This window comes from Mesorhizobium sp. M0571 (assembly GCF_040320985.1).
Lineage (GTDB): Bacteria > Pseudomonadota > Alphaproteobacteria > Rhizobiales > Rhizobiaceae > Mesorhizobium.
Window position 1 is genome coordinate 327,263 of record NZ_JAMYQT010000004.1, and the last position, 19,719, is coordinate 346,981.

18 protein-coding genes are annotated in these 19,719 nt (G+C 63.2%); 9 read left to right on the forward strand and 9 right to left on the reverse strand.

The annotated features are described in order from the left end of the window. Positions 1-6: 6 nt before the first annotated feature. Both NKI85_RS07965 and NKI85_RS07970 read right to left on the reverse strand, forming a co-directional pair. A complete protein-coding gene (locus NKI85_RS07965; protein WP_352776517.1) occupies positions 7-3,186 on the reverse strand; it encodes an efflux RND transporter permease subunit in 3,180 nt (1,059 codons plus the stop codon). Further along, on the reverse strand, positions 3,180-3,455 hold the full coding sequence (locus NKI85_RS07970; protein ID WP_352527694.1) for a hypothetical protein: 276 nt from the start codon (positions 3,453-3,455) through the stop codon (positions 3,180-3,182). The genes NKI85_RS07965 and NKI85_RS07970 overlap by 7 nt, the downstream gene beginning before the upstream one ends. A gap of 251 nt (positions 3,456-3,706) precedes the next feature. Here NKI85_RS07970 and NKI85_RS07975 point away from each other — a divergent pair, with 251 nt between their 5' ends. After that, positions 3,707-4,288 (forward strand): TetR/AcrR family transcriptional regulator, encoded by a 582-nt coding sequence (locus tag NKI85_RS07975; RefSeq protein WP_352527692.1) that lies wholly within the window; start codon positions 3,707-3,709, stop codon positions 4,286-4,288. A gap of 587 nt (positions 4,289-4,875) precedes the next feature. On the opposite strand, the gene NKI85_RS07980 is transcribed toward NKI85_RS07975, so the two are convergent. The 5 genes from NKI85_RS07980 to NKI85_RS08000 form a co-directional block, all read right to left on the reverse strand. After that, positions 4,876-5,898, reverse strand: coding sequence for a LacI family DNA-binding transcriptional regulator (locus NKI85_RS07980; RefSeq protein ID WP_352527690.1), 1,023 nt, complete (start codon positions 5,896-5,898; stop codon positions 4,876-4,878). 57 nt (positions 5,899-5,955) lie between these two features. Next, the gene (locus tag NKI85_RS07985) at positions 5,956-6,750 is read right to left on the reverse strand and encodes an ATP-binding cassette domain-containing protein (protein WP_352527688.1); all 795 of its coding nucleotides are present in this window, start codon (positions 6,748-6,750) and stop codon (positions 5,956-5,958) included. Positions 6,751-6,754: 4 nt separating this feature from the next. After that, the gene (locus tag NKI85_RS07990) at positions 6,755-7,741 is read right to left on the reverse strand and encodes an ABC transporter permease (protein ID WP_352527686.1); all 987 of its coding nucleotides are present in this window, start codon (positions 7,739-7,741) and stop codon (positions 6,755-6,757) included. A 107-nt stretch (positions 7,742-7,848) separates the two neighbouring features. Beyond that, positions 7,849-8,781, reverse strand: coding sequence for a substrate-binding domain-containing protein (locus tag NKI85_RS07995; protein ID WP_352527684.1), 933 nt, complete (start codon positions 8,779-8,781; stop codon positions 7,849-7,851). A gap of 235 nt (positions 8,782-9,016) precedes the next feature. Beyond that, the gene (locus NKI85_RS08000) at positions 9,017-10,174 is read right to left on the reverse strand and encodes a fumarylacetoacetate hydrolase family protein (protein ID WP_352527682.1); all 1,158 of its coding nucleotides are present in this window, start codon (positions 10,172-10,174) and stop codon (positions 9,017-9,019) included. 276 nt (positions 10,175-10,450) lie between these two features. Between NKI85_RS08000 and NKI85_RS08005 the strand changes: the two genes are divergently transcribed. The 7 genes from NKI85_RS08005 (at position 10,451) to NKI85_RS08035 (ending at position 17,989) form a co-directional block, all read left to right on the forward strand. Continuing rightward, positions 10,451-11,734, forward strand: a complete 1,284-nt coding sequence (locus NKI85_RS08005) for an NAD(P)/FAD-dependent oxidoreductase (protein ID WP_352776518.1) — start codon at positions 10,451-10,453, stop codon at positions 11,732-11,734. A gap of 82 nt (positions 11,735-11,816) precedes the next feature. Further along, positions 11,817-12,704 carry an ABC transporter permease gene (locus NKI85_RS08010; protein WP_352527678.1) on the forward strand — a complete coding sequence of 296 codons (888 nt, stop codon included), beginning with the start codon at positions 11,817-11,819 and terminating at the stop codon, positions 12,702-12,704. Further along, positions 12,701-13,579, forward strand: coding sequence for an ABC transporter permease (locus NKI85_RS08015; RefSeq protein WP_352527676.1), 879 nt, complete (start codon positions 12,701-12,703; stop codon positions 13,577-13,579). Before NKI85_RS08010 ends, NKI85_RS08015 begins: the two co-directional genes overlap by 4 nt. Further along, positions 13,564-14,634: an ABC transporter substrate-binding protein gene (locus tag NKI85_RS08020; RefSeq protein ID WP_352776519.1), complete on the forward strand. Its 1,071-nt coding sequence runs from the start codon at positions 13,564-13,566 to the stop codon at positions 14,632-14,634. The genes NKI85_RS08015 and NKI85_RS08020 overlap by 16 nt, the downstream gene beginning before the upstream one ends. Before the next feature lie 205 nt (positions 14,635-14,839). Beyond that, on the forward strand, positions 14,840-15,448 hold the full coding sequence (locus NKI85_RS08025; RefSeq protein WP_352527672.1) for a cupin domain-containing protein: 609 nt from the start codon (positions 14,840-14,842) through the stop codon (positions 15,446-15,448). Beyond that, on the forward strand, positions 15,438-16,523 hold the full coding sequence (locus tag NKI85_RS08030) for an ABC transporter ATP-binding protein (RefSeq protein ID WP_352776520.1): 1,086 nt from the start codon (positions 15,438-15,440) through the stop codon (positions 16,521-16,523). Before NKI85_RS08025 ends, NKI85_RS08030 begins: the two co-directional genes overlap by 11 nt. A gap of 38 nt (positions 16,524-16,561) precedes the next feature. Next, the gene (locus tag NKI85_RS08035; RefSeq protein WP_352776521.1) at positions 16,562-17,989 is read left to right on the forward strand and encodes an aldehyde dehydrogenase family protein; all 1,428 of its coding nucleotides are present in this window, start codon (positions 16,562-16,564) and stop codon (positions 17,987-17,989) included. A 155-nt stretch (positions 17,990-18,144) separates the two neighbouring features. Here NKI85_RS08035 and NKI85_RS08040 read toward each other — a convergent pair whose 3' ends face one another. Continuing rightward, complete coding sequence (locus NKI85_RS08040) at positions 18,145-18,630, reverse strand: SRPBCC family protein (RefSeq protein WP_502896022.1); 486 nt, start codon at positions 18,628-18,630, stop codon at positions 18,145-18,147. Next, positions 18,627-18,977 (reverse strand): ArsR/SmtB family transcription factor, encoded by a 351-nt coding sequence (locus NKI85_RS08045; RefSeq protein WP_352527666.1) that lies wholly within the window; start codon positions 18,975-18,977, stop codon positions 18,627-18,629. Before NKI85_RS08045 ends, NKI85_RS08040 begins: the two co-directional genes overlap by 4 nt. Before the next feature lie 173 nt (positions 18,978-19,150). On the opposite strand from NKI85_RS08045, the gene NKI85_RS08050 reads away from it, so the two are divergent. After that, entirely contained in the window at positions 19,151-19,510 is a 360-nt protein-coding gene (locus NKI85_RS08050; RefSeq protein WP_352776522.1) for an ArsC family reductase, read from the forward strand. Positions 19,511-19,719: the final 209 nt, after the last annotated feature.

The following is a 19,719-nucleotide window of genomic DNA, read 5'->3' on the forward strand; positions in this document are numbered from 1 at the left end:
CCAGTCCTATTCAGCCGCTTCGGCCAATGGCTCGAAGGCGGGTTCGGCGGTTGGTGGTTCAGTCGCTTCGGAGACCGGTTCGCTCTCGCTGCTGCGCTCGCGCAGCTGCTCGATCACCGCATAGAAGACCGGCACGAACACCAGCGACAGGATCGTCGCCGCGACCATGCCGCCAAAGACGGTGGTGCCGATCGACTGCCGGCTCGCGGCACCCGCACCGGTGGCGAACATCAGCGGCAGCACGCCGAGGATGAAGGCGAAGGCGGTCATCAGGATCGGCCGCAGCCGCAGCCGCGCCGCTTCCATCGCGGCGTCGACGATGCTGAGGCCTTCTTCGCGCCGGCGCCGGGCAAACTCGACGATCAGAATCGCGTTCTTGGCCGCCAGTCCGATCAGCATGACGAAGCCTATCTGCGAATAAACGTCGATCTGCATGCCGCGCAGCCACAGCACGACGAATGCACCGAACAGTGCGAGCGGCACCGCGAGCAGCACGATGAACGGCATCGCCCAGCTCTCATATTGCGCGGCGAGGATCAGGAAGACGAAGACGATGGCGAGGCCGAAGACAACGGATGCGATCGATCCCGCCTTGAGCTCCTGATAGGTGATGCCGGTCCATTCGTAGCCGAAATCTCTCGGCAACGCCGTAGCGGCGGCACGTTCCATCGCCGCGACCGCCTGGCCGGACGAGAAACCAGGGGCGGCGCCGCCATTGATCAGGGCCGACGCATTGTTGTTGTAATGCGGCACGGTCTCTGGGCCGACGACGGGCACAAGCTTGCCCAGCGTGCTCAGCGGCACCATGCCGCCCGAAGCATTGCGGACATAGAGCCGCGAAATGTCGGCCGGACCGGCACGAGAGTCCTTGTCGGCCTGGATCGTCACCCGGAAGGTGCGGCCGAACAGATTGAAATCGTTCACATAGAGCGAGCCGAGATAGATCTGCAGCGTGTTGAAGACGTCCGGCAGGCTGAGCCCGAGCAGCTTCGCCTTGGCGCGATCGAGGTCGTAGTTGAACTGCGGCGTCGAGGTCGAGAACGACGAGAACAATTGCTGCGGATTGAGCTCTGGCTGCTTGCGCGCCTCGGCAATCACCGCTTGCGTCGCATCGTTGAGCGCCACGCTGCCGCGGCCGGTCAGGTCCTCGACCTGGAACTCGAAGCCACCGGTGGTGCCGATGCCCGGGATCGACGGCGGGTCGAAGCTCAGCGCAAAAGCCTCCGGAATTTGCAGCAGCTTGTTGCGCACGTCGGCGACGAGCTTCGAGGCGCTCTGGTCGGGGCCGCGTTCGTCCCATGGCTTCAGGATGGCGAATTCGACCGCCGAGTTCGACTGGGCGGCACTGGTCAGGAAGTTCAGGCCGCTGATCGAGCCGACGATGTCGACGCCGGGCGTGTTCTGCAGGATGTCGCGTGCCTTTTGCGCCACCGCGTCGGTGCGTTCCAGCGAGGCCCCGTCGGGGAGCTGGATGACGACGAAGAAGTAGCCCTGGTCCTCGACCGGAAGGAAGGTCGAGGGCAGGCGCTGCCAGACGAAATAGGTCGCGACAAGTCCGGCCGCGAACACGCCGAGCATGATCCAGCGCAGACGGATGAGAATGCGCACACCATTCGCATAGGCATGCGATAGCCGTTCGAAGCCCGTGTTGAACCAGCGGAACAGCACGAACTGCGTTTCCGGCCGGTGGCGCAGGAAGGCGGCGCTGAGCGCCGGAGTAAGCGTGAGCGAGACGAAGGCCGAGATGCCGAAGGAGATCGCGACCGTCAGGGCAAACTGGTTGTAGAGCCGGCCGGAAACGCCGGGGATGAAGGCGACCGGTACAAACACGGCCATCAGCACAGCGGTCGTGGCGATGATCGGGCCGGTGACCTCGGCCATTGCCGCGCGCGTGGCAGCCAGCGGTTTGAGGCCGGCCTCCAGCTGGCGCTCGACATTCTCGACGACGACGATGGCGTCGTCGACGACGAGGCCGATCGCCAGCACCATGCCGAGCAGGCTGAGCATGTTCAAGGAGAAGCCGAACATGTACATGACGACCAACGTCGACACCAGCGACACGGGAATCGCGATCGTCGGGATGATCGTGGTGCGCCAGCTTTGCAGGAAGATGAACACCACGGCGACGACCAGGATCAGCGCCTCACCGAGCGTGATCAGCACATCGTGCATCGAGGCCGAAACGAAACGCGTCGTATCGTAATGCATGGCGTAGCTGACGCCCTTCGGAAAGCGGGCCGACAGCTCCTGCATCTTGTCCTTGACGCGCTGCTGCAGATCGAGCGCGTTGGAGCCCGGCATCTGGTAGACCGCGAGCACCACCGTCGGATCCTTGCCGAAGAAGGCCGACGACGAATATTGCAGGGCGCCGAGTTCGATGCGCGCAACGTCGCGCAGCCTAACCAGCGAGCCGTTGGCGGTGTTGGCCCGCACGACGATGTCGCCGAACTCCTTGGGATCGCTTAGCCTGCCGACCGCGTTGACCTGCATCTCGAAGGCGGTGCCGGCCGGGGCCGGCGACTGCCCGATCTTGCCGGCCGCCACCTGGACGTTCTGCTCGGCGACGGCGTTTTGCACGTCGACGGCGGTGATGCCGAGATTGGCGAGCTTGTCGGGATCGAGCCAAATGCGCATCGAATAGCGCCGCTCGCCGAATATCTGCACGTCGCCGACGCCAGGCAGGCGCTTCAGCGGATCGACCACCTGCAGATAGGCGAGGTTGCTCAGCGCGACCGGGTTGACGGAACCGTCCGGCGAGGTGAGGTCGATGATCAGGACGAAGTTCGGGTTCTGTTTCTTGATCGTTACGCCGCCCTGGTTGACGATGGCCGGCAACGAGGAAGCCGCCTGCGAAACGCGGTTCTGGACGTCGACGGCGGCGGTGCTCAGGGAATAACCGACCTCGAAAGTGATGGTGATCGTCGAGGAGCCGTCATTGGAGCTCGACGACGACATGTAGGTCATGCCCTGAACGCCGTTGATCTGCTGTTCGAGCGGCGTCGTCACCGTGTCGGCGACAACCTGTGCGCTGGCGCCCGGGTAATGGGCGCTGACCACGACCTGGGGCGGGGTGATGTCGGGAAACTGCGAGACGGGCAGCAGGAAATAACAGATCCCACCGGCGAGCACCATGATGATGGCGATCGCCGACGCAAAGATCGGACGATGGATGAAGAAGTTTACCATGAGATGCACGCCTCGCCCGATGCTCTGGCCCGGCCAAAGGCCCTGGCTACCCTGGACAGCCGCCGGCTGCGCGTTGAGCCGGAATCTTCGAGAAAGCCGAAATCTTCCAGAAGGCGTTGCGGCGCATTGCGGCGCTCGGCCTGCTCGTCCGCCAGTGCACGCAGCATCGCCTCGAAAGACCGCGGGTCGACGCGGTCGGCCTTCATCAGCATGCGGATCATCGGATCCTTCACGACTTCATCGATCGTCAGATCATTGCGCTGCGACATCGAAGCGGCTCCTGGTTTTGGCGATCCGCGGCACGCCGCGGATCGGGTGTTCTCTTGCTCGCCGGCGAGGCCGTAAGGTGCGGTTCGTCCCCTTGCCGATTGGGGCGGGGCTGATGGCCGGCACTTGCGAGTTTGACATGATGCAATGCGAGTGTTACAGGTAAGTAACATCTCTAACGTTACAGACCGGTAACACCCTAGTCAAGAGGTGTACCGAGGGAATTTCGGGAAACGCAAGCACGGAGGTTTTGATGACAGACGGTATTGTGGAGCGTGTTCGCCCCCGAGACAGGATCCTGGAGACGGCACGGGACATGTTTCACAAGCATGGCATTCGCGGCGTCGGCATCGACGCCATCACCGAGGCCGCCGGCACCAACAAGATGACGCTCTACCGGCATTTCGAGTCCAAGGACGACCTGATCATCGAATGTCTGCGGGCGACCGCCTGCAGCGCTAATGCGATGTGGGAAAAGTTCGAGGCCGAGCATCCGGGTGACAAACTGGCGCAACTGCATGCCTGGGTCCGGATGGCAGCCGATTGCCTGATGTCAGATCGTCGCGGTTGCGACATGGCCAACGCCGCCATCGAGTTGAGCGAGACCGATCATCCGGCAAGGCAAGTGATCAAGGAACTCAAGGAGGCGCAGCGCGAGCGTCTGGTCTTCTTGTGTCGCGATGCCGGCATCGGCCAAGCCGAACTTCTCGCCGATACGCTGTCGCTTCTGCTCGAGGGCGCCCGCGTCAGCCTGCAAAGTGTCGGCTCCGAGGGCCCGAGCGCGCAGTTCGTGCGCATGGCGGAAGGCCTGATCACGTCCTTCAGGGCCAGATAGACTCGCAAGCGGCGAAACGATCGATGGCTCGTTCGTTGCACGCCGCGCCGCCGCGTGCTCTTTTGTTCCGTTCGGGTGTGCCGTCATCACGCTCCTCCGTTGCCGGTCTGTCGCCGCACCATTCCCTGCGCGACGTGTTGCTTGTTGGTTGTCAGGCAGGATAGGGCCGATAGCGAATTGCTGAGGGTGACAAGTGTGACAGGATTCCGACGGATTCGCTGATCGCGGCTGCAGCATGCCCGGACACAGGCCGGTGGCGATCGCCGATAGTCATCGGACGCGGATTGACAATCGTGTTCGGTGATTAGTCATGACCCCAGCCTTTGCCCAATACCAGGAGCCGGAACGAAAAAGCCCGCTGCCGGGAGGAGGTGGCAGCGGGCTTGATTTTCGAATGCGGTGCGGGAGGAGGTGCACCGAATTCAACGTCGGCATCGCATCTGGGAGGAGTAGATGGCCGACGCTTATGAAGGTACTGGCTGCCCAATGATTCGGCAACCACAAAAGTTGCATAGCTGATGTGCAGATTTGCGGTATCAACCGAATTTTAACGATCGAGGCCGAGCGAACATAGCCCTCGCGCGGCATCACTGCACCGGGACATTTTCCTTGAAGATCAGGCGCGGCTCGATGAATTTCCGCGTCAGATAGGGCGCCGACGAGGCGATCGAGCCGAGCAGGCGAATGACCGACTGTTCGGCGATCAGCCGCGCATTCTGGTCGATGACGACGTCGAGCAGATCGTCGACGAGATAGCCGCGCGTTTCGCGCGTCAGATCATGGCAGATGAACACCGGCTTCTTCTGCGGCTTGGCTTCGAGCAACGCTTTCGCCACGCCCGAGCGCCCGGCGCCGATACAATAGATGCCGAGCAGCTCCGGCTCGTTGTGCAGCGCCTTCATGGTCGCGGTATAACTGACTTCCGGCTCATCATTGATCTCGACGGCGCTGGTGACGGTCAGATTGGGGAACTCTTCGCCAAGCACGGAGCGAAAGCCCATCTCGCGTTCCTCATGGCCGCGATAGGAACGTGAGCCGACCACCATTGCCAGATGGCCCTGGCGACCGCCAAGGAACCGTCCCATCAGCAGCGCCGCGGTGCGGCCGGCCACCCGGTTGTCGATGCCGACATAGGCCGAGCGGGGCGCGCCCGGAACGTCGGACACCAGCGTGACCAGGCGGATGCCGGCCTCGACGATCTCGCGCAAGATGTTGCGCGTTCTCGGATGATCGATGGCGATGACGCCGACACCGTTCGCCTTGAGCGAGAGGTTTTCGACAGCCGCCTGCAAGGCGCTCGGCGAGATGCCGGTGAGCTTGTGGATGCGGCAGGAGGCGACCAGCGGCAGGCGCGCCGCATAATCCTCGATGTGCCTGGCCAGATCGGCCATGAAGGCGTTGCTGCCGATCGGCAGGAAGAATTCGAGATGCGCCGGCCGCGAGGGCAACGCGACCTGGTCGACGACCGGTAGATAACCGAGTTGCTTGGCCGCCTCCATCACGCGCTGCCGGTTGGCGGCACTCGCCCCTGGCCGGTTGTTGAGCACGCGGTCGACCGTCGCGGTCGACAGGCCGCAGCTCCTGGCAATATCCGAAACGGTGGCTTTCATGTCGCAACCATATGGCGATGCGATCCAGTGCCTCGACGGTCAGCCGGCCCCGGCTGCTCAGCCGGGCCGTTGTGTGCCCTCGACCAGCGCGTCATGGATCTCCTTGTCCGACATGCCGGTGATGACGCGTTCGACTTCGGCGACGCTGGTCTTCTTCGGGTCGATGTCGTCGGCGACCACCTTGCCGCGGCGCATAACCACGATGCGGTCGACCACCTGAAAGACATGATGGATGTTGTGGGCGATGAAGATGCAGGAATGGCCGGAATCGCGGGCACTGCGCACGAAGCTCAGCACGCCTTGCGTTTCGGCAACGCCGAGATTGTTGGTCGGCTCGTCGAGGATGATGAGATCGCTGTCGAAATGCATGGCCCGTGCAATCGCCACCGCCTGCCGCTCGCCGCCGGAGAGCGAGCCAATCGGCGTCGTCGGCGGTATGTTCTTCGAGATGCCGACCTGCTTGAGCAGGTCGCGGGCAACCACGTTCATCGCCTCCTGGTCCATGCGGTTGAGGAAACGCGGCGGTCTGATCGGCTCGCGTCCGAGAAACAGGTTGCGGGCGATCGACAGCTGCGTCACCAGCGCCGAGTCCTGGTAGATCGTCTCGATGCCATGGGCGATGGCGTCGCTGGTGCTGCGCAGATTCACCTTCTTGCCGCGGATGAAGATGTCGCCGCTGGTCAGCGGAACCGCACCCGACAACACCTTGATCAGCGTCGATTTGCCGGCGCCGTTGTCACCGAGCAGGCCGACGATCTCCCTTTCGTTGACATGGAAATTGGCATCCACCAGCGCCTGCACGCGGCCATAGGACTTGCGGATGTTTGTCATGCGGATCAGTGGCTCGACCATCGTCTCAAGTCCCTGCCTGATGCCGGCGTTCCAGCCATGAGTGGAGCGCCATCATGCCGAGGATGATGGCGCCGATGAAGATGTTGTAGGCAAGGCCCGGCACGCCGATCAGCACGATGCCGTTGCGCATGACGCGCAGGATCAGGATGCCGAGCACCGTGCCGATGATGGTGCCGCGCCCGCCGGTCAGCGCCGTACCGCCGATCACCACCATGGCGATGACTTCGAGCTCGTAGCCGGTGCCGCTGTTGGGGTTGGCCGCCGAGGTACGCAGCGAGCTGATGACGCCGGCAAGCGAGGCCAGGATCGACGACAGGATGAACAAGCCGATCTTGACGCCGCTGACATTGACGCCGCGGGCCCTTGCAGCACTTGGGTTGCCGCCGGCCGCCTGGATCCAGTTGCCGGTCCGGCTCTGCGTCAGCACGTAGCCGAGCGCGATTGCCGCCGCGATAAACCAGAACAGCGACATATAGATACGGAACGGCCCGATGAAGAAATCGCCGACCAGCGCTTCCGCAAGCCAGCTGCCCTCGGCGCTCCAGGTCCGCTGCGGAAACCCGTTGGTGACGAACAAAGCGGTGCCGCGCACCACCAGCAGCATGCCAAGCGTCACCAGGAAGGACGGGATCTTGAGCTGCGTCACGAACCAGCCATTGACCAGGCCGATGAAGGCGGCGACCACCAGCGCAACGACGAAGCCTGCTTCAAGCGAGGTGACGCCGCTGTTGAACAACGTCCACATCAGGACCGGCGAGAAGCCGAACACCGAGCCGACCGAGAGGTCGAATTCGCCAGACGTCATCAGCAGTGTCATCGCCAGCGCGATCAGCCCGAGCTCGACCGTGAAGGCCAGCGTGTTTGAGATGTTCTGCGGCGACAGGAAGTCGTGATTGATGCCCCAGAACACGGCGATCTCGACGACAAGCAGCACGAACGGCCCGAACTCGGGCCGCGCGATCGAGCGTTGGATAAGGGAATGATTTTCCACCTTGGACCCGCGATAGGATTGGAACTGGCCGAGACCGCAGCCGGATTCGGCGGAATGATGAGGCAGTCACGGCCGCCGGAGCGGCCGTGACCAACTCGATCGCGGATTTATTTGCCGGACAGGATCTTGTCGTAGACTGCCGCGGTGTCCTTCTCGTAAAGCGCGCCGGTGATCACGTCGAAGCCGGGCGGAATACCGCTCGCCGCCATGTTGGCGAGCGAGAGCGCGACATAGCTGGTCGCCTGAGGATCCTGCCACTGCCCGGCATTGACGTAGCCGTTCAGCACTTCCTGGGTGGTGTCGAGCGAGTTGCCCCAGCCGACAACCGGGATTTCGCCCGGCTTGACGCCGACCTGGTCGAACACCCGCTTGATCGAACCGGTGACAAGGTCGCCAAGACCGATGACTGCCTTGACCTTGGCCCTGTTGGCGGTGAGGTAATCGACCATACGGTTGATCACTTCGGCCTGATCGAGCGTCGCTTCGGTGATTTCATAGGTGATGCCGAGCGGCTCGAACACACTCTTGATGCCTTCCTCTTCCTGGACGCCATAGGTGGCGCCGGGAATTTCAACCGGCATCCAGACGAAGTCGCCCTTCTTCACCAGGCCCTTGTCGACCAGGTACTGCGCCCAATGCTTGCCGAAGGTGACGTTGTCGCCGCCGACATAGGCGTTGAAGTCCGCCTTCGGGTCGGGCGTGTTGAAGTTGATGATCGGGATGTTCGCCGCCCGCGCTTCCTTGACGATCTCGACAAGGCTGCCCGGATCGGGGCTGGTCGTGGTGATGCCGTCGGCCTTGGCGGCGATTGCGGCGCGAACAGCCTCCTGTTGAGACGCCACGTCGCCATTGTGGAACGAGGTGTTGACGGTATTGCCGGTGTCCGTCGCCCATTGCTTGGCGCCGGCAAGGAAGTAGGTCCAGACCGGATCGGCCGGGCCGCCATGCGAAATCCAGTAAAACGTCTTGGCCTGTGCCGCGGCCGGAATGGCCAGCGCCACGATCAAGCCAAGTACAAGCAGTCTTAGCCTCGTCAGCATTTGATTTCCTCCCATTTGAACCGAACTCCTCCTCCGACGACGATCACGGCCAAAAACCGTGATCGCATTTTGCCAGCGTCGACCTGGGTGCATCAGAGCATCCCCTTTTTCGATTGATGGCAAGCCTCATCTGCAAGTGGTAGTTGGCGCAAACCAAGGCGCCATCAGCTCTTCCATCAGATTGCATCAGTTCGCGTGATATTTTCCAGGCAGGCGCCTGCCGGACAGCGGGAGCTTAGATCAGGTCGGCTCTGGCGAGGGCCCGCATCAGATGGCTTGCGCCATAGGTCCAGTGCGGGCAGTCGGGCGACAGCCGCACGCGGTTGACCAGGGCGCCGAACTTCTCCGACGAGATGGTGACGATGTCGCCGACCTTGTGGGTAAAGCCCTTGCCTTTTTCGCCGCGATCTTTCGACGGCACGAACATGGTGCCGAGATAGAGCGCCAGCCCGTCGGGATATTGATGGTGCGGCCCCATTGCGGCGGCGACCAACTCTTCCGGCGAGCGGCTGATCTCGGCCATCGAACTGGCGCCCTCCAGCGAAAATCCGTCCTCGCCCTCGACCTTCAGGCGCACGATCGCCTGCTTCACGTCGCCGATGGAAAAGGTCTCGTCAAACAGCCGGACGAAGGGGCCAAGTGCTGCCGAAGCGTTGTTGTCCTTGGCTTTTCCGAGCAGGAGCGCCGAGCGCCCCTCGACGTCGCGCAGATTGACGTCGTTGCCGAGCGTAGCGCCGACAATCCTGCCGCTGCTGGCGGCAATTACGGCAATCTCCGGCTCCGGGTTGTTCCATGTCGAAACCGGATGCAGGCCGACATCGGCGCCGAAGCCGACCGAGGCCATCGGCTGGCATTTGGTGAAGATCTCGGCATCGGGGCCGATGCCGACTTCCAGATATTGCGACCAGGCACCGCGAGCGATCAGCTTGGCCTTGATCTCCATCGCTTCTGGCGAGCCGGGCTTGAGCTTCGACAGATCGTGGCCGATCAGCCCGGCAATGTCGGCGCGAATGGCGTCGGCCTTTTCCGCCGAGCCGCGCGCCTGCTCCTCGATGACGCGCTCGAGCAGGCTGACGACGAAGGTGACGCCAGACGCCTTGATCGCCTGCAGGTCGACCGGGGAAAGCAGGTATGGTTTTTGTGGATCGCGCGCGGTCTCGAAACTGTTGACGGCAATGGCATCGAGCGGGCCGATCGGCCGCCCCTTGGCCGAGCGGACATGCCCTGCCGGATCCGGCAATTCGCAAACGTCGCGTATAGTCGGTGCCACAGGTGACGTAATGTCGAAGACAGTGCCGTCACGCACCGTGACCACCAGCGGGTGGGGAGCATCGCTCGTCATGGCACGGCCAAGGAAGAGGCCTTCGGATGGCAAGTGTGTGGCGTTCGTCATGGCTTACGGTTCCTGTTGTCTCGGTCCGGGTGTCGCGGTCGTTGCGGCCGATGAACGGCCGCAAAATAGGCTTGTCGTTCGACGGCGGCACTTTCACCAAATTCCCGCCAAAGGTCTATCCCGCTTCCAGGGCGAGCTTTGTCAATTCTTTCAAGCGGTCTTTGCATCGCTGGACCTTGATCGAGCCTGACCTGCGCCAATGGCGACGGAAAACGCTCTTTCAAAATAATGAAACCGTCGCTAGGGTTTTCACCGACTAAGATCCCTAGGTGACGCTTGCCCTTACGGTTTTCCGATCCAATCTGGCAGAAGTCGCGGACAGCCACCGCGTTCCAGTCGCTTTTTCCAGCCGGCCGACGCGCCGATGTCGTTATCGTCGGCGGCGGCATCATGGGGCTGTCGACAGCCGTGCACGCCGCCCGGCTCGGCCTTGCCGTCCAGGTGCTGGACGCCGGCGAAATTGGCAATGGCGCATCCGGCCTGAACGGCGGCCAGGTCATTCCCGGCCTGAAATACGATCCGGACTGGCTGCTGGAGCATTTTGGTCTCGAACGCGGCGAGGCGCTCGTCAACTTTGCCGCCTCGACCGCGAATGCCGTCTTCGAATTGATCCGCGATGAAAAACTGGCGGTGCCGTTCGTCCGCAACGGCTGGATTCAGGCCGCGCATACCGAGACCGCGTTGAAAGCGGCGGCGAACCGGGACCGGCAGTGGCGGGCGCGGGGCGCCGATGTCCGGTTGCTGAGCGCGACCGAGATTGCGACGATGACCGGCGCGCAAGGCTATCTCGGCGGCTGGCTCGACCGTCGCGCCGGTGTCATCGACCCGCTCGCCTATACGTCGGAGCTGGCGCGCATCGCTGCAGCGGCGGGTGTGAAGATCGCCGAGCGCCAGAACGTGATGCAGATCAGCAAAGATGCCGGCATTTGGCACGTTTCGACGAAAAGCGGCGCCGAACTCAAGGCCAAGGCGGTCGTCCTGGCGACCAACGCCTATACCGGCGGCCTGCTCCCCGGCCTCGCTGAGACCATCGTCCCGTTGCATTCCTTCCAGATCGCGACGGCGCCGCTGTCGTCCAATCTCGCGGCGGCGATCCTGCCGGAGGGGCAGGCGGTGTCGGATTCGCGCCGCATCCTCGTCTATTACCGCAAGAGTGCCGACGGCCGGCTGGTGCTCGGCGGGCGCGGCCGCATGGCGCTGCCGAACGGCCCGGCCGACTGGGCGCATCTCGAACGCGCACTGCTGCGGCTTTATCCGGCGCTGTCCGATGTTGCTATCGAAAAGCGCTGGTTTGGCCGGGTGGCAATGACACCCGACCATCTCCCTCACATCCACGAGCCCGAGAAGGGCCTGCTGGCGGTGGTCGGCTGCCAAGGCCGCGGCAACGGCCTGATGACCGCGCTTGGTGAGCGCATCGCCTCCTATCTGTCGAGCGGCGACATCAGGCAATTGCCGTTCCCGGTCTCGCCGATCCGGCCGATCCCGTTTCACGCCTTTCGACAGGTCGGCGTTGCCGCGACCATCGCCTGGTACCAAATGCTCGACGCGTTCGAACGCTGATTTCATACCCGAACGTGAAACAGCTTGACAGTTTCACGGATATGAAAAAGGCTTAGTCGATTTCAAATTCCGTGGGCAGTCGATGTCGACCATCGCCGTAACGCAGCCTCTGCCGGAAACCCGATCTTCGCCGGGGTTCCGTTTCGCCATGCTGCTGCCCGGCGGGCTGGTCACCTTTCTGCTGATCCTTTTCGCCCTTGGCCTGGTGTTCTTCCTCGCCTTTCGCGGCAATGACGGCTCGCTGCTCGGCGCTGGTTTCACCCTTGCGAATTTCGTCACTGTGGCCACCGATCCGCTGTACTGGACGGTGACGCTGCGCTCGCTGTGCATTGCCGGCCTGGTGACGCTGGCAACGGTCGTCACAGCCTATCCCGTCGCCTACTACCTTGCCTTCCATGCCGGGCGGCGGCGCGGGCTGCTGTTGTTTCTGCTGACCCTGCCGTTCTGGACCAGCTATCTCCTGCGTGTCTTCGCTTGGAAGATCGTGCTGGCTTATAATGGCGTACTGAACTCGGCGCTGATCGAAAGCGGCATCTGGTCGGAGCCGACATTGGCCTTCCTCAACACGCCGGCAGCGGTCGTCGTCACGCTTGCCCACGCCTATGCGCCGTTCGCCATCCTGCCTATCTACGTGGCACTGGAGACGATCCCGAAATCGCTGCTCGAAGCCGCTTCCGATCTCGGCGCCAGGCCGTTCACCAGCTTCCGCCGCGTCGTGCTGCCTAACTCGATGCCGGGCGTGCTGGCGGCTGCCCTCGTCGTCTTCGTGCCGACGGTCGGCGACTACGTGACGCCGGCGCTGGTCGGCGGCCCGGCAAGCACGATGATCGGTACGCTGATCCAGGCCGAGTTCGGCAAAGCCAATGACTGGCCGTTCGGCGCGGCACTCGCCGTCGCCGTCATGCTGGTCATCCTCGCCTTGGTGCTGGTCGTGCGCTTCGCCGACCGCAGATACGGCAGCCGCACATGAACACGGCGCGTATCGATGCAAAGCAGGGCGGCGGCTGGCTCGGCGCCTATGTCCTTGCCTATCTGGTGTTCCTGTATCTGCCGATATTGCTGATCCCGCTGTTTTCTTTCAACAATTCGATCCAGGCGGCATTTCCGCTGCAAGGCTTCACGCTTGAATGGTACGGCACGCTTTACGGCAATTCGGCGCTGTCCGGCGCGCTTGCCACCAGCCTCGTCATTGGCGCAGTTGCCGCCACCGGCGCAACGCTGTGCGGCATCACCGTGTCCTACATGGATCTCTATGGCCGCTCGCCGCTGGCCGCCACGATCAGTGCCATTGCCCGGCTGCCGATCCTGATCCCCGGTGTTATCGTCGGCATCTCGCTGCTGATCCTGGTCAACCTCATTGGCTTCGGGCCGTCACGCATTGCCATCGTGCTTGGTCACATATTGGTCGCGCTGCCGACGACGGTGGTGATCATGCGCAGCCGCTTCGCCGCCATCCCGAAGACCATCCGCGAGGCAGCACTCGACCTCGGCGCCTCCGACTGGACGACATTCAGGCGGGTGATGCTGCCGCTCAGCCTGCCCGCCATCGTTTCAGCATTCATGCTGGCCTTCCTGACCTCGTTCGACGAGTTCATCGTCGCCTTCTTCCTCGCCGGGAGCGAGCCGACGCTGCCGCTCTATATCTGGAGCCAGCTGCGCTTCCCGAAATCGCTGCCGACCGTCATGGCGCTGGGCACGGCAATCCTGGCCGTGTCCTTCGTCATCGCCGCACTTGCCGAAATCCTGCGCCATCGCGGGCTTGCTGCCGCTCAGCGGCCAGCCCCTGCTAACCTGTCAAAACCAGAAGAAACCGAAAGAGGAGAACTGCAATGGCATTCGACCTGAAATCGATGACTGCAAAGACAGCGCAAACCGGACTGGCCGCCTTCGCGCTGGCGCTTGCGTCGACCGCCGCATTTGCCGGCGACAAGCTGCAATATTTCACCTGGTCGGGCTACGAACTGCCCGACTTCAACAAGAGCTTCCTCGCCGCGCACCCTGATGGTGTGGAAGCCTCGATGTTCGGCGACGACGATGATGCCTTCACCAAGGTCAAGGCTGGCTTCCGCCCCGATGTCGCGCATCCCTGCTACGACAAGGTGGCGCGCTGGAACAAGGAAGGCCTGCCGCAGCCGATCGACACCAAGCGCATCAAGAACTGGGATTCGATCTTCCCCGTCTTCAAGAACCTGCCCGACCTGCAGGCTGGCGACGGCAAGGTCTGGATGGTGCCGTGGGACTGGGGCAACACCTCGATCCTCTATCGCGCCGATCTGGTGAAAAATCCGGAAGCCAGCTGGAACCTGCTTTGGGACAAGCAATATGCCGGCCGCATGGCGACCATCGATGCCGTGCACGATACACCGGTGGTGGCGGCCCTTCTTGCCGGCGTCAATCCGTTCGACATGACGGCGGAGCAGATGGACAAGGTTGCGGAAAAACTGCGCGAGCAGCGCCCGCTGCTCTCGAACTACACCACCGACATGACCTCGGTCGAACAGGCGCTGGCGAGTGGGCAGTTGGTCGCCGCCATGACCTGGAACGCCTCGGCCACCTCGCTGAAGAAGCAGGGCGTGCCTGTCGAGTTCATGAAGCCCAAGGAAGGCATGCTGACCTGGGCTTGCGGCTTCGTCATGCTCAAGGACGCCAAGAACGTCGATCTTGCCTATGATTTCATCAACAGCCGGCTGGAAACGGACTCGGGCAAATACCTGATCCAGGCCTACGGCTATGGCAGCTCGACCAGCTCGGCTTTCGCCGCCGTGCCGAAGGAGGAGCTGGAGAAACTGCAGCTGCCGTCCGACCCGGAAGTGATGCTGAAGACCACCGTCTTCACCGGGCCGATGAAACAGAATGACGAACTCGCCAAGATGTTCGAGAAGGTCAAGGCGGGCGGCTGAACCTGGTCTTCCCTTCTCCCCTTGTGGGAGAAGGTGGATTGGCGCGCAGCGCCAAGACGGTTGAGGGGTGTTGGAAGGAATGAGGCGTTGTTGTTTTCTGGAACACCCCTCATCCGACCGAGCTTCGCTCGGCCACCTTCTCCCACAAGGGGAGAAGGGAAGACCGCGCGGCGCCGGCCAAAAATACTGTAACGAGGTCGAACGGATGGACATGCTGGACGAAGCGGCTGAGAAGCCGAAGGACGACGCCGACGTCAGGGTCGGCCGGCGGGTGCGGGCGCTCAGGCTGGAGCGCAATCTCTCGCTGGCCGAACTTGCCGCCAAAGCCGGCGTCTCGATCGGTGCGCTGAGCCAGATCGAGCGCGGCATGTCGTCATTGCGGGTACGAGTGATCTGGCCGCTCGCCGCCGCGCTCGACATCGAGCCGTCGGCGCTGATTGCCGACGGTAACGATGCCGGCAACGATCTCTATTGCGTGCGCGCCAACAGCCGGCGGCAGATCCCGGTCAAGTCGGAAGGCATTGCCAAGGCACTGCTGTCGCCGCCGGCCGCCACGCTCACCGGCATGTTGGTGACGGTGGAAGCCGGTGGCGGCACCGCCGAAGCCTATGCTCATGCCGGCCACGAATTCGGTTTCGTCCTGTCGGGCGAGGTCGAGCTCGTGGTCGATTCAACCACCTATGGGCTGAAGGCCGGCGACAGCTTCGCCTTCAAGAGCACCTTGCTGCACGCCTTCCGCAATCCGGGCAGCGAGCGCTGCCAGATCCTGTGGGTCAACACGACCAAGCCGTCCGAGGTTCGCGATGGCGCCTGATCCTCTCGTCCGGCTGGACAAGGTCTCCAAGATATTCCTCGGCGGCATCGTCGGGCTCGAGTCTGTCGATCTCGACATTGCCCGCGGCGAGTTCCTGACCTTGCTCGGGCCGTCCGGCTGCGGCAAGACCACCAGCCTGCGGGTCATCGCCGGCTTCGAAAGCCCGTCGAGTGGCAGGGTTCTGCTCGAAGGCGGCGATATCACGGCACTCAGGCCTTTCGACCGTCCCGTCAACACCGTATTCCAGGATTACGCGCTGTTCCCGCACATGAACGTCGCCGAAAATGTCGGCTTCGGCCTGTCGCTGCGCAAGCTTTCCAGGGCAGAACAGGCAAAGCGCGTCGGCGAAGCGCTCGACATGGTCGGCCTTGCTGACAAGCTCGGCGCCCGCGTGTCGGAATTGTCGGGCGGCCAGCGCCAGCGCGTCGCGCTTGCCCGCGCCATCGTCTGCGAACCGCGCGTGCTGCTGCTCGACGAGCCGCTGTCGGCGCTCGACGCGCATCTGCGCGAACAGATGCAAGTCGAATTGAAGCGGCTGCAGTCGCAGCTCGGCACCACTTTTATCATGGTCACCCACGACCAGACCGAAGCGCTGTCGATCTCAGACCGCATCGTCGTCATGAACAAGGGCCGCATCGAGCAGATTGCGCCGCCGGCGACTCTTTACGATCGACCCGCCACCAAATTCGTTGCCAGCTTCATCGGTACCATGAACCTTCTGCAATCGCGCTTTGTCGGCCGTGATGGCGAGCGCTTGCGGTTCACCGCCGGCGCCCTGCCGCTGGAGGCCCTTTCGGAAACAGGCGAGTTGCCTGGCGAAGGCGCGGTGCGCACCATCGGCGTGCGTCCGGAGGATCTTTTGGCGGAGACCGAGGCCGCGGCCGGCACTGCACCGGTGCGGGTGAGCAGCATCGTCTTCCACGGCCGCACCTTGCGCCTGCATGCAGAGCTGGGGCAGGGGACACAGGTGGTGATCGACGCGCCGCGCCGGGCGGAGGGTTTTCCATTCAGCGTCGGCGACGTGGCGCATATCAGCCTGCGTCGTGGCGCCAACTGCCCTATGCTGCCCAGCTAGTCTGACTTTCAAACTTCCAGAAAACCGGAGCACGGCCCGTGAGCAATCATCTCAACTTCTTCATCGACGGCAAGTGGGTCGGTCCCGTGGTGGCGGCAACACTGGACGTGGTCGATCCGTCCACCGAAGAGGCCTACACGAAAATCTCGGTCGGTTCGAAAGCCGATGTCGACAAGGCCGTGGCGGCGGCCAAGGCGGCATTCCCAGCGTTCTCGCAGACCAGCAAGGCCGAGCGCCTGACGCTGCTGAAGCGCATCCTCGAAGTCTATAATGAGGGCTACGAGGATATCGCCCAGGCGGTCAGCCAGGAAATGGGCGCGCCGATCAGCTGGGCGCGCGAGGCGCAGGCCTGGGCGGGCAGGGCGCATATGGAAGCCACCATCAAGGCGCTGGAGGATTACGAATTCAGTGAGAAGCGCCGCGGCACCATGGTGGTCAAGGAACCGGTCGGCGTTTGCGCGCTGATCACACCATGGAACTGGCCGCTCAACCAGATCGTCTGCAAGGTGGCGCCGGCGATCGCTGCCGGCTGTACCGTCGTGCTGAAGCCATCCGAGATCGCGCCTATCAGCGGCATCATCTTTTCAGAGGTTATGGAGGCTGCCGGCACGCCGAAGGGCGTTTACAACATGGTCAACGGCACCGGTCCCGATGTCGGCCAGGTCATGGCCGGCCATCCCGATGTCGACATGGTCTCGTTCACCGGTTCGACCCGGGCCGGCATCATCGTCGCCAAGACGGCGGCCGAGACTGTCAAGCGCGTTGCGCAGGAGCTCGGCGGCAAGTCAGCCAACATCCTGCTCCCCGACGCCGATTTCGAAGCGGCCGTGCTCCAGGGCGTCAACGCCTGCTTCGGCAATAGCGGCCAGTCCTGCGACGCGCCGACGCGCATGCTGGTGCCGGCCGCCCGTCACGACGAGGCGCTGACCATTGCCAAAAAGGCCGCTGAAGCGCACAAGGTCGGCGACCCGCGCTCGGAAGAGACCAGGCTCGGGCCGGTGGTCAGCAACATCCAGTTCGACAAGATCCAGCGGCTGATCGAGGCCGGCATCGCCGAGGGCGCTACGCTGGTCACCGGCGGCCCGGGCAGGCCGGAGCACCTCAATCGTGGCTACTATGTCAGGCCGACCGTCTTCGGCCACGTGACGCCCGGCATGACGATCGAAAAGGAGGAGATCTTCGGTCCGGTGCTGTCGGTCATCTCCTATGACGACGATGATGATGCGGTGAAGATCGCCAACGACACCGTCTACGGGCTGGCAGCCTACGTGCAGTCCCGGGATATCGACCATGCCCGGAAGATTGCCGGCCGGCTGCGCGCCGGACAGGTGTCGATCAACTATCCCGAATGGGACACGTTCGCGCCTTTCGGCGGCTACAAGCAGTCCGGCAACGGCCGCGAATATGCCGACTGGGCGATCCACGATTTCCTCGAGATCAAGGGCATCATCGGCTACGGCGCCTGAACCTTCGATATCCGGCAAGCTACCAACCGAAATGTGGTTGCGAGCGTTGGTGCTCCAGCACCAGCGCTCGCATCATTTCTGTTCGGCTGGGACGCTGGCAGCTGAACGGCCACGACGATTCCGTGGCCGCAATGTGAGCGCGAAGCAGGACCTCCTCAGATCGTCTTGACGTAGCCCGCCAGCTGATCCGCCACCGTGCCCCAGCCGTCGTAGAAGCCCATCTCCTCGTGGCTGTTGCGCGTGGCTTCGTCGCGGTGGATGGCGGTCGCCGTGTAGCGCGTCACCTTGCCCTCCGATTGCAGCGAGATGACCGCCGTGATGAAGGGGTCGCCTGACGGCCGGTAGCCGGGCAGCAGCGCGTCGGTCCAAACCAGCCGCTCGTTCGGGACGATCTCGAGGTAGCAGCAACGGCGGTCGTTGACCTCCTTGCCGTCCGGCGACTGCATGCGGGTCCGGAACAGACCGCCGGGCCGCAGGTCGATTTCGCAATCGGTGATGATCCACGGCTTCGGCGTGAACCATTGGCGGACATGCTCGGGCTTCGTCAGGGCCGTCCACAGCAGTTCTGGCGGCGCCTCGATCGTCCGTTCGAGCACGAGGTCGAGCTTCGGATTTAGCTGGAACAGCGGGACCATATTCATTTGTCTTTCTCCTTGAGTTTCAGGACGTAGTCGTCGAACTGATCTAGGCGGCGCTCCCACAGCGCACGCTGCTCCGCCAGCCAGTTTTCCGCGAGCTTCAGCGGCTCTGGCGCGAGCCGGTAGGTCCTGACGCGGCCGGCCTTCTCCGAACGCACCAGCCCGCAGCCTTCCAGAACCCTGAGATGCTCGATAAAGGATGGCAGGGCCATTTCGAACGGCTGGGCAAGCTCGCTGACCGAGGCGGGGCTTCGGTTCAGCCGCTCGACTACGCGCCGCCGGGTCGGATCGGCGAGCGCCCGGAAAATGCCGTCGATCGGCGGGGGGCTTTCGGTCTGCAGGCTCGTCATGGTCATTTCCTTGCGTCGGCCATTCCGCATGGCCAAAGTTAACTCGGGAATCACTTAGGGAAATTCCTTACTATTGGCAAGCGCGAAAATCACGGATGCCCGGCGAGGCCGCTGGAAAAGTGAGAGGCGCGGTTTTAGGGTGCCGCTAGATTCGACCGATCCGAGGATCCGTTTTGACGATCACCATGTACGGCATTACCAATTGCGATACGGTCAAGAAGGCGCGTTCCTGGCTGGCGAGCCATGATGTTGCCTATCGCTTTCATGACTACAGGGTCGAAGGGCTGGATGCGGATCGGCTGAACGGCTGGTCAAGCAAGATCGGCTGGGAAATCCTGCTCAACAAGGCGAGCACGACATTCCGCGAATTGTCGGACGAGTACAGGCTGGGTCTGGATGAAAAGAAAGCCAAGGCGCTGATGCTGGCCAAACCAACGATGATAAAGCGGCCGGTGCTGGAGCTTGGCGATAGGATTCTCGTCGGCTTCAAGCCTGATGTTTATCAGCAGGCGGTGAGTGGGTTGAAGGCGTAGCGGGACGGCGAGGCTTCGCGGCTTCGTTCCAGCTTGGGTTCCTCGCCCCCACGAAAGTGGGGAGAGGTGGCTCGGCGAAGCCGAGACGGAGAGGGGGAGCACTCGACGAAAACCCCCTCTCCGGGCGCCGGCCGCCGCCCCCCCCCCCCCCCCACCGCGGCGGGCAGGCCCCCCCCAAGTGCGGGGGAGGGGGGGGGACACACCCATCG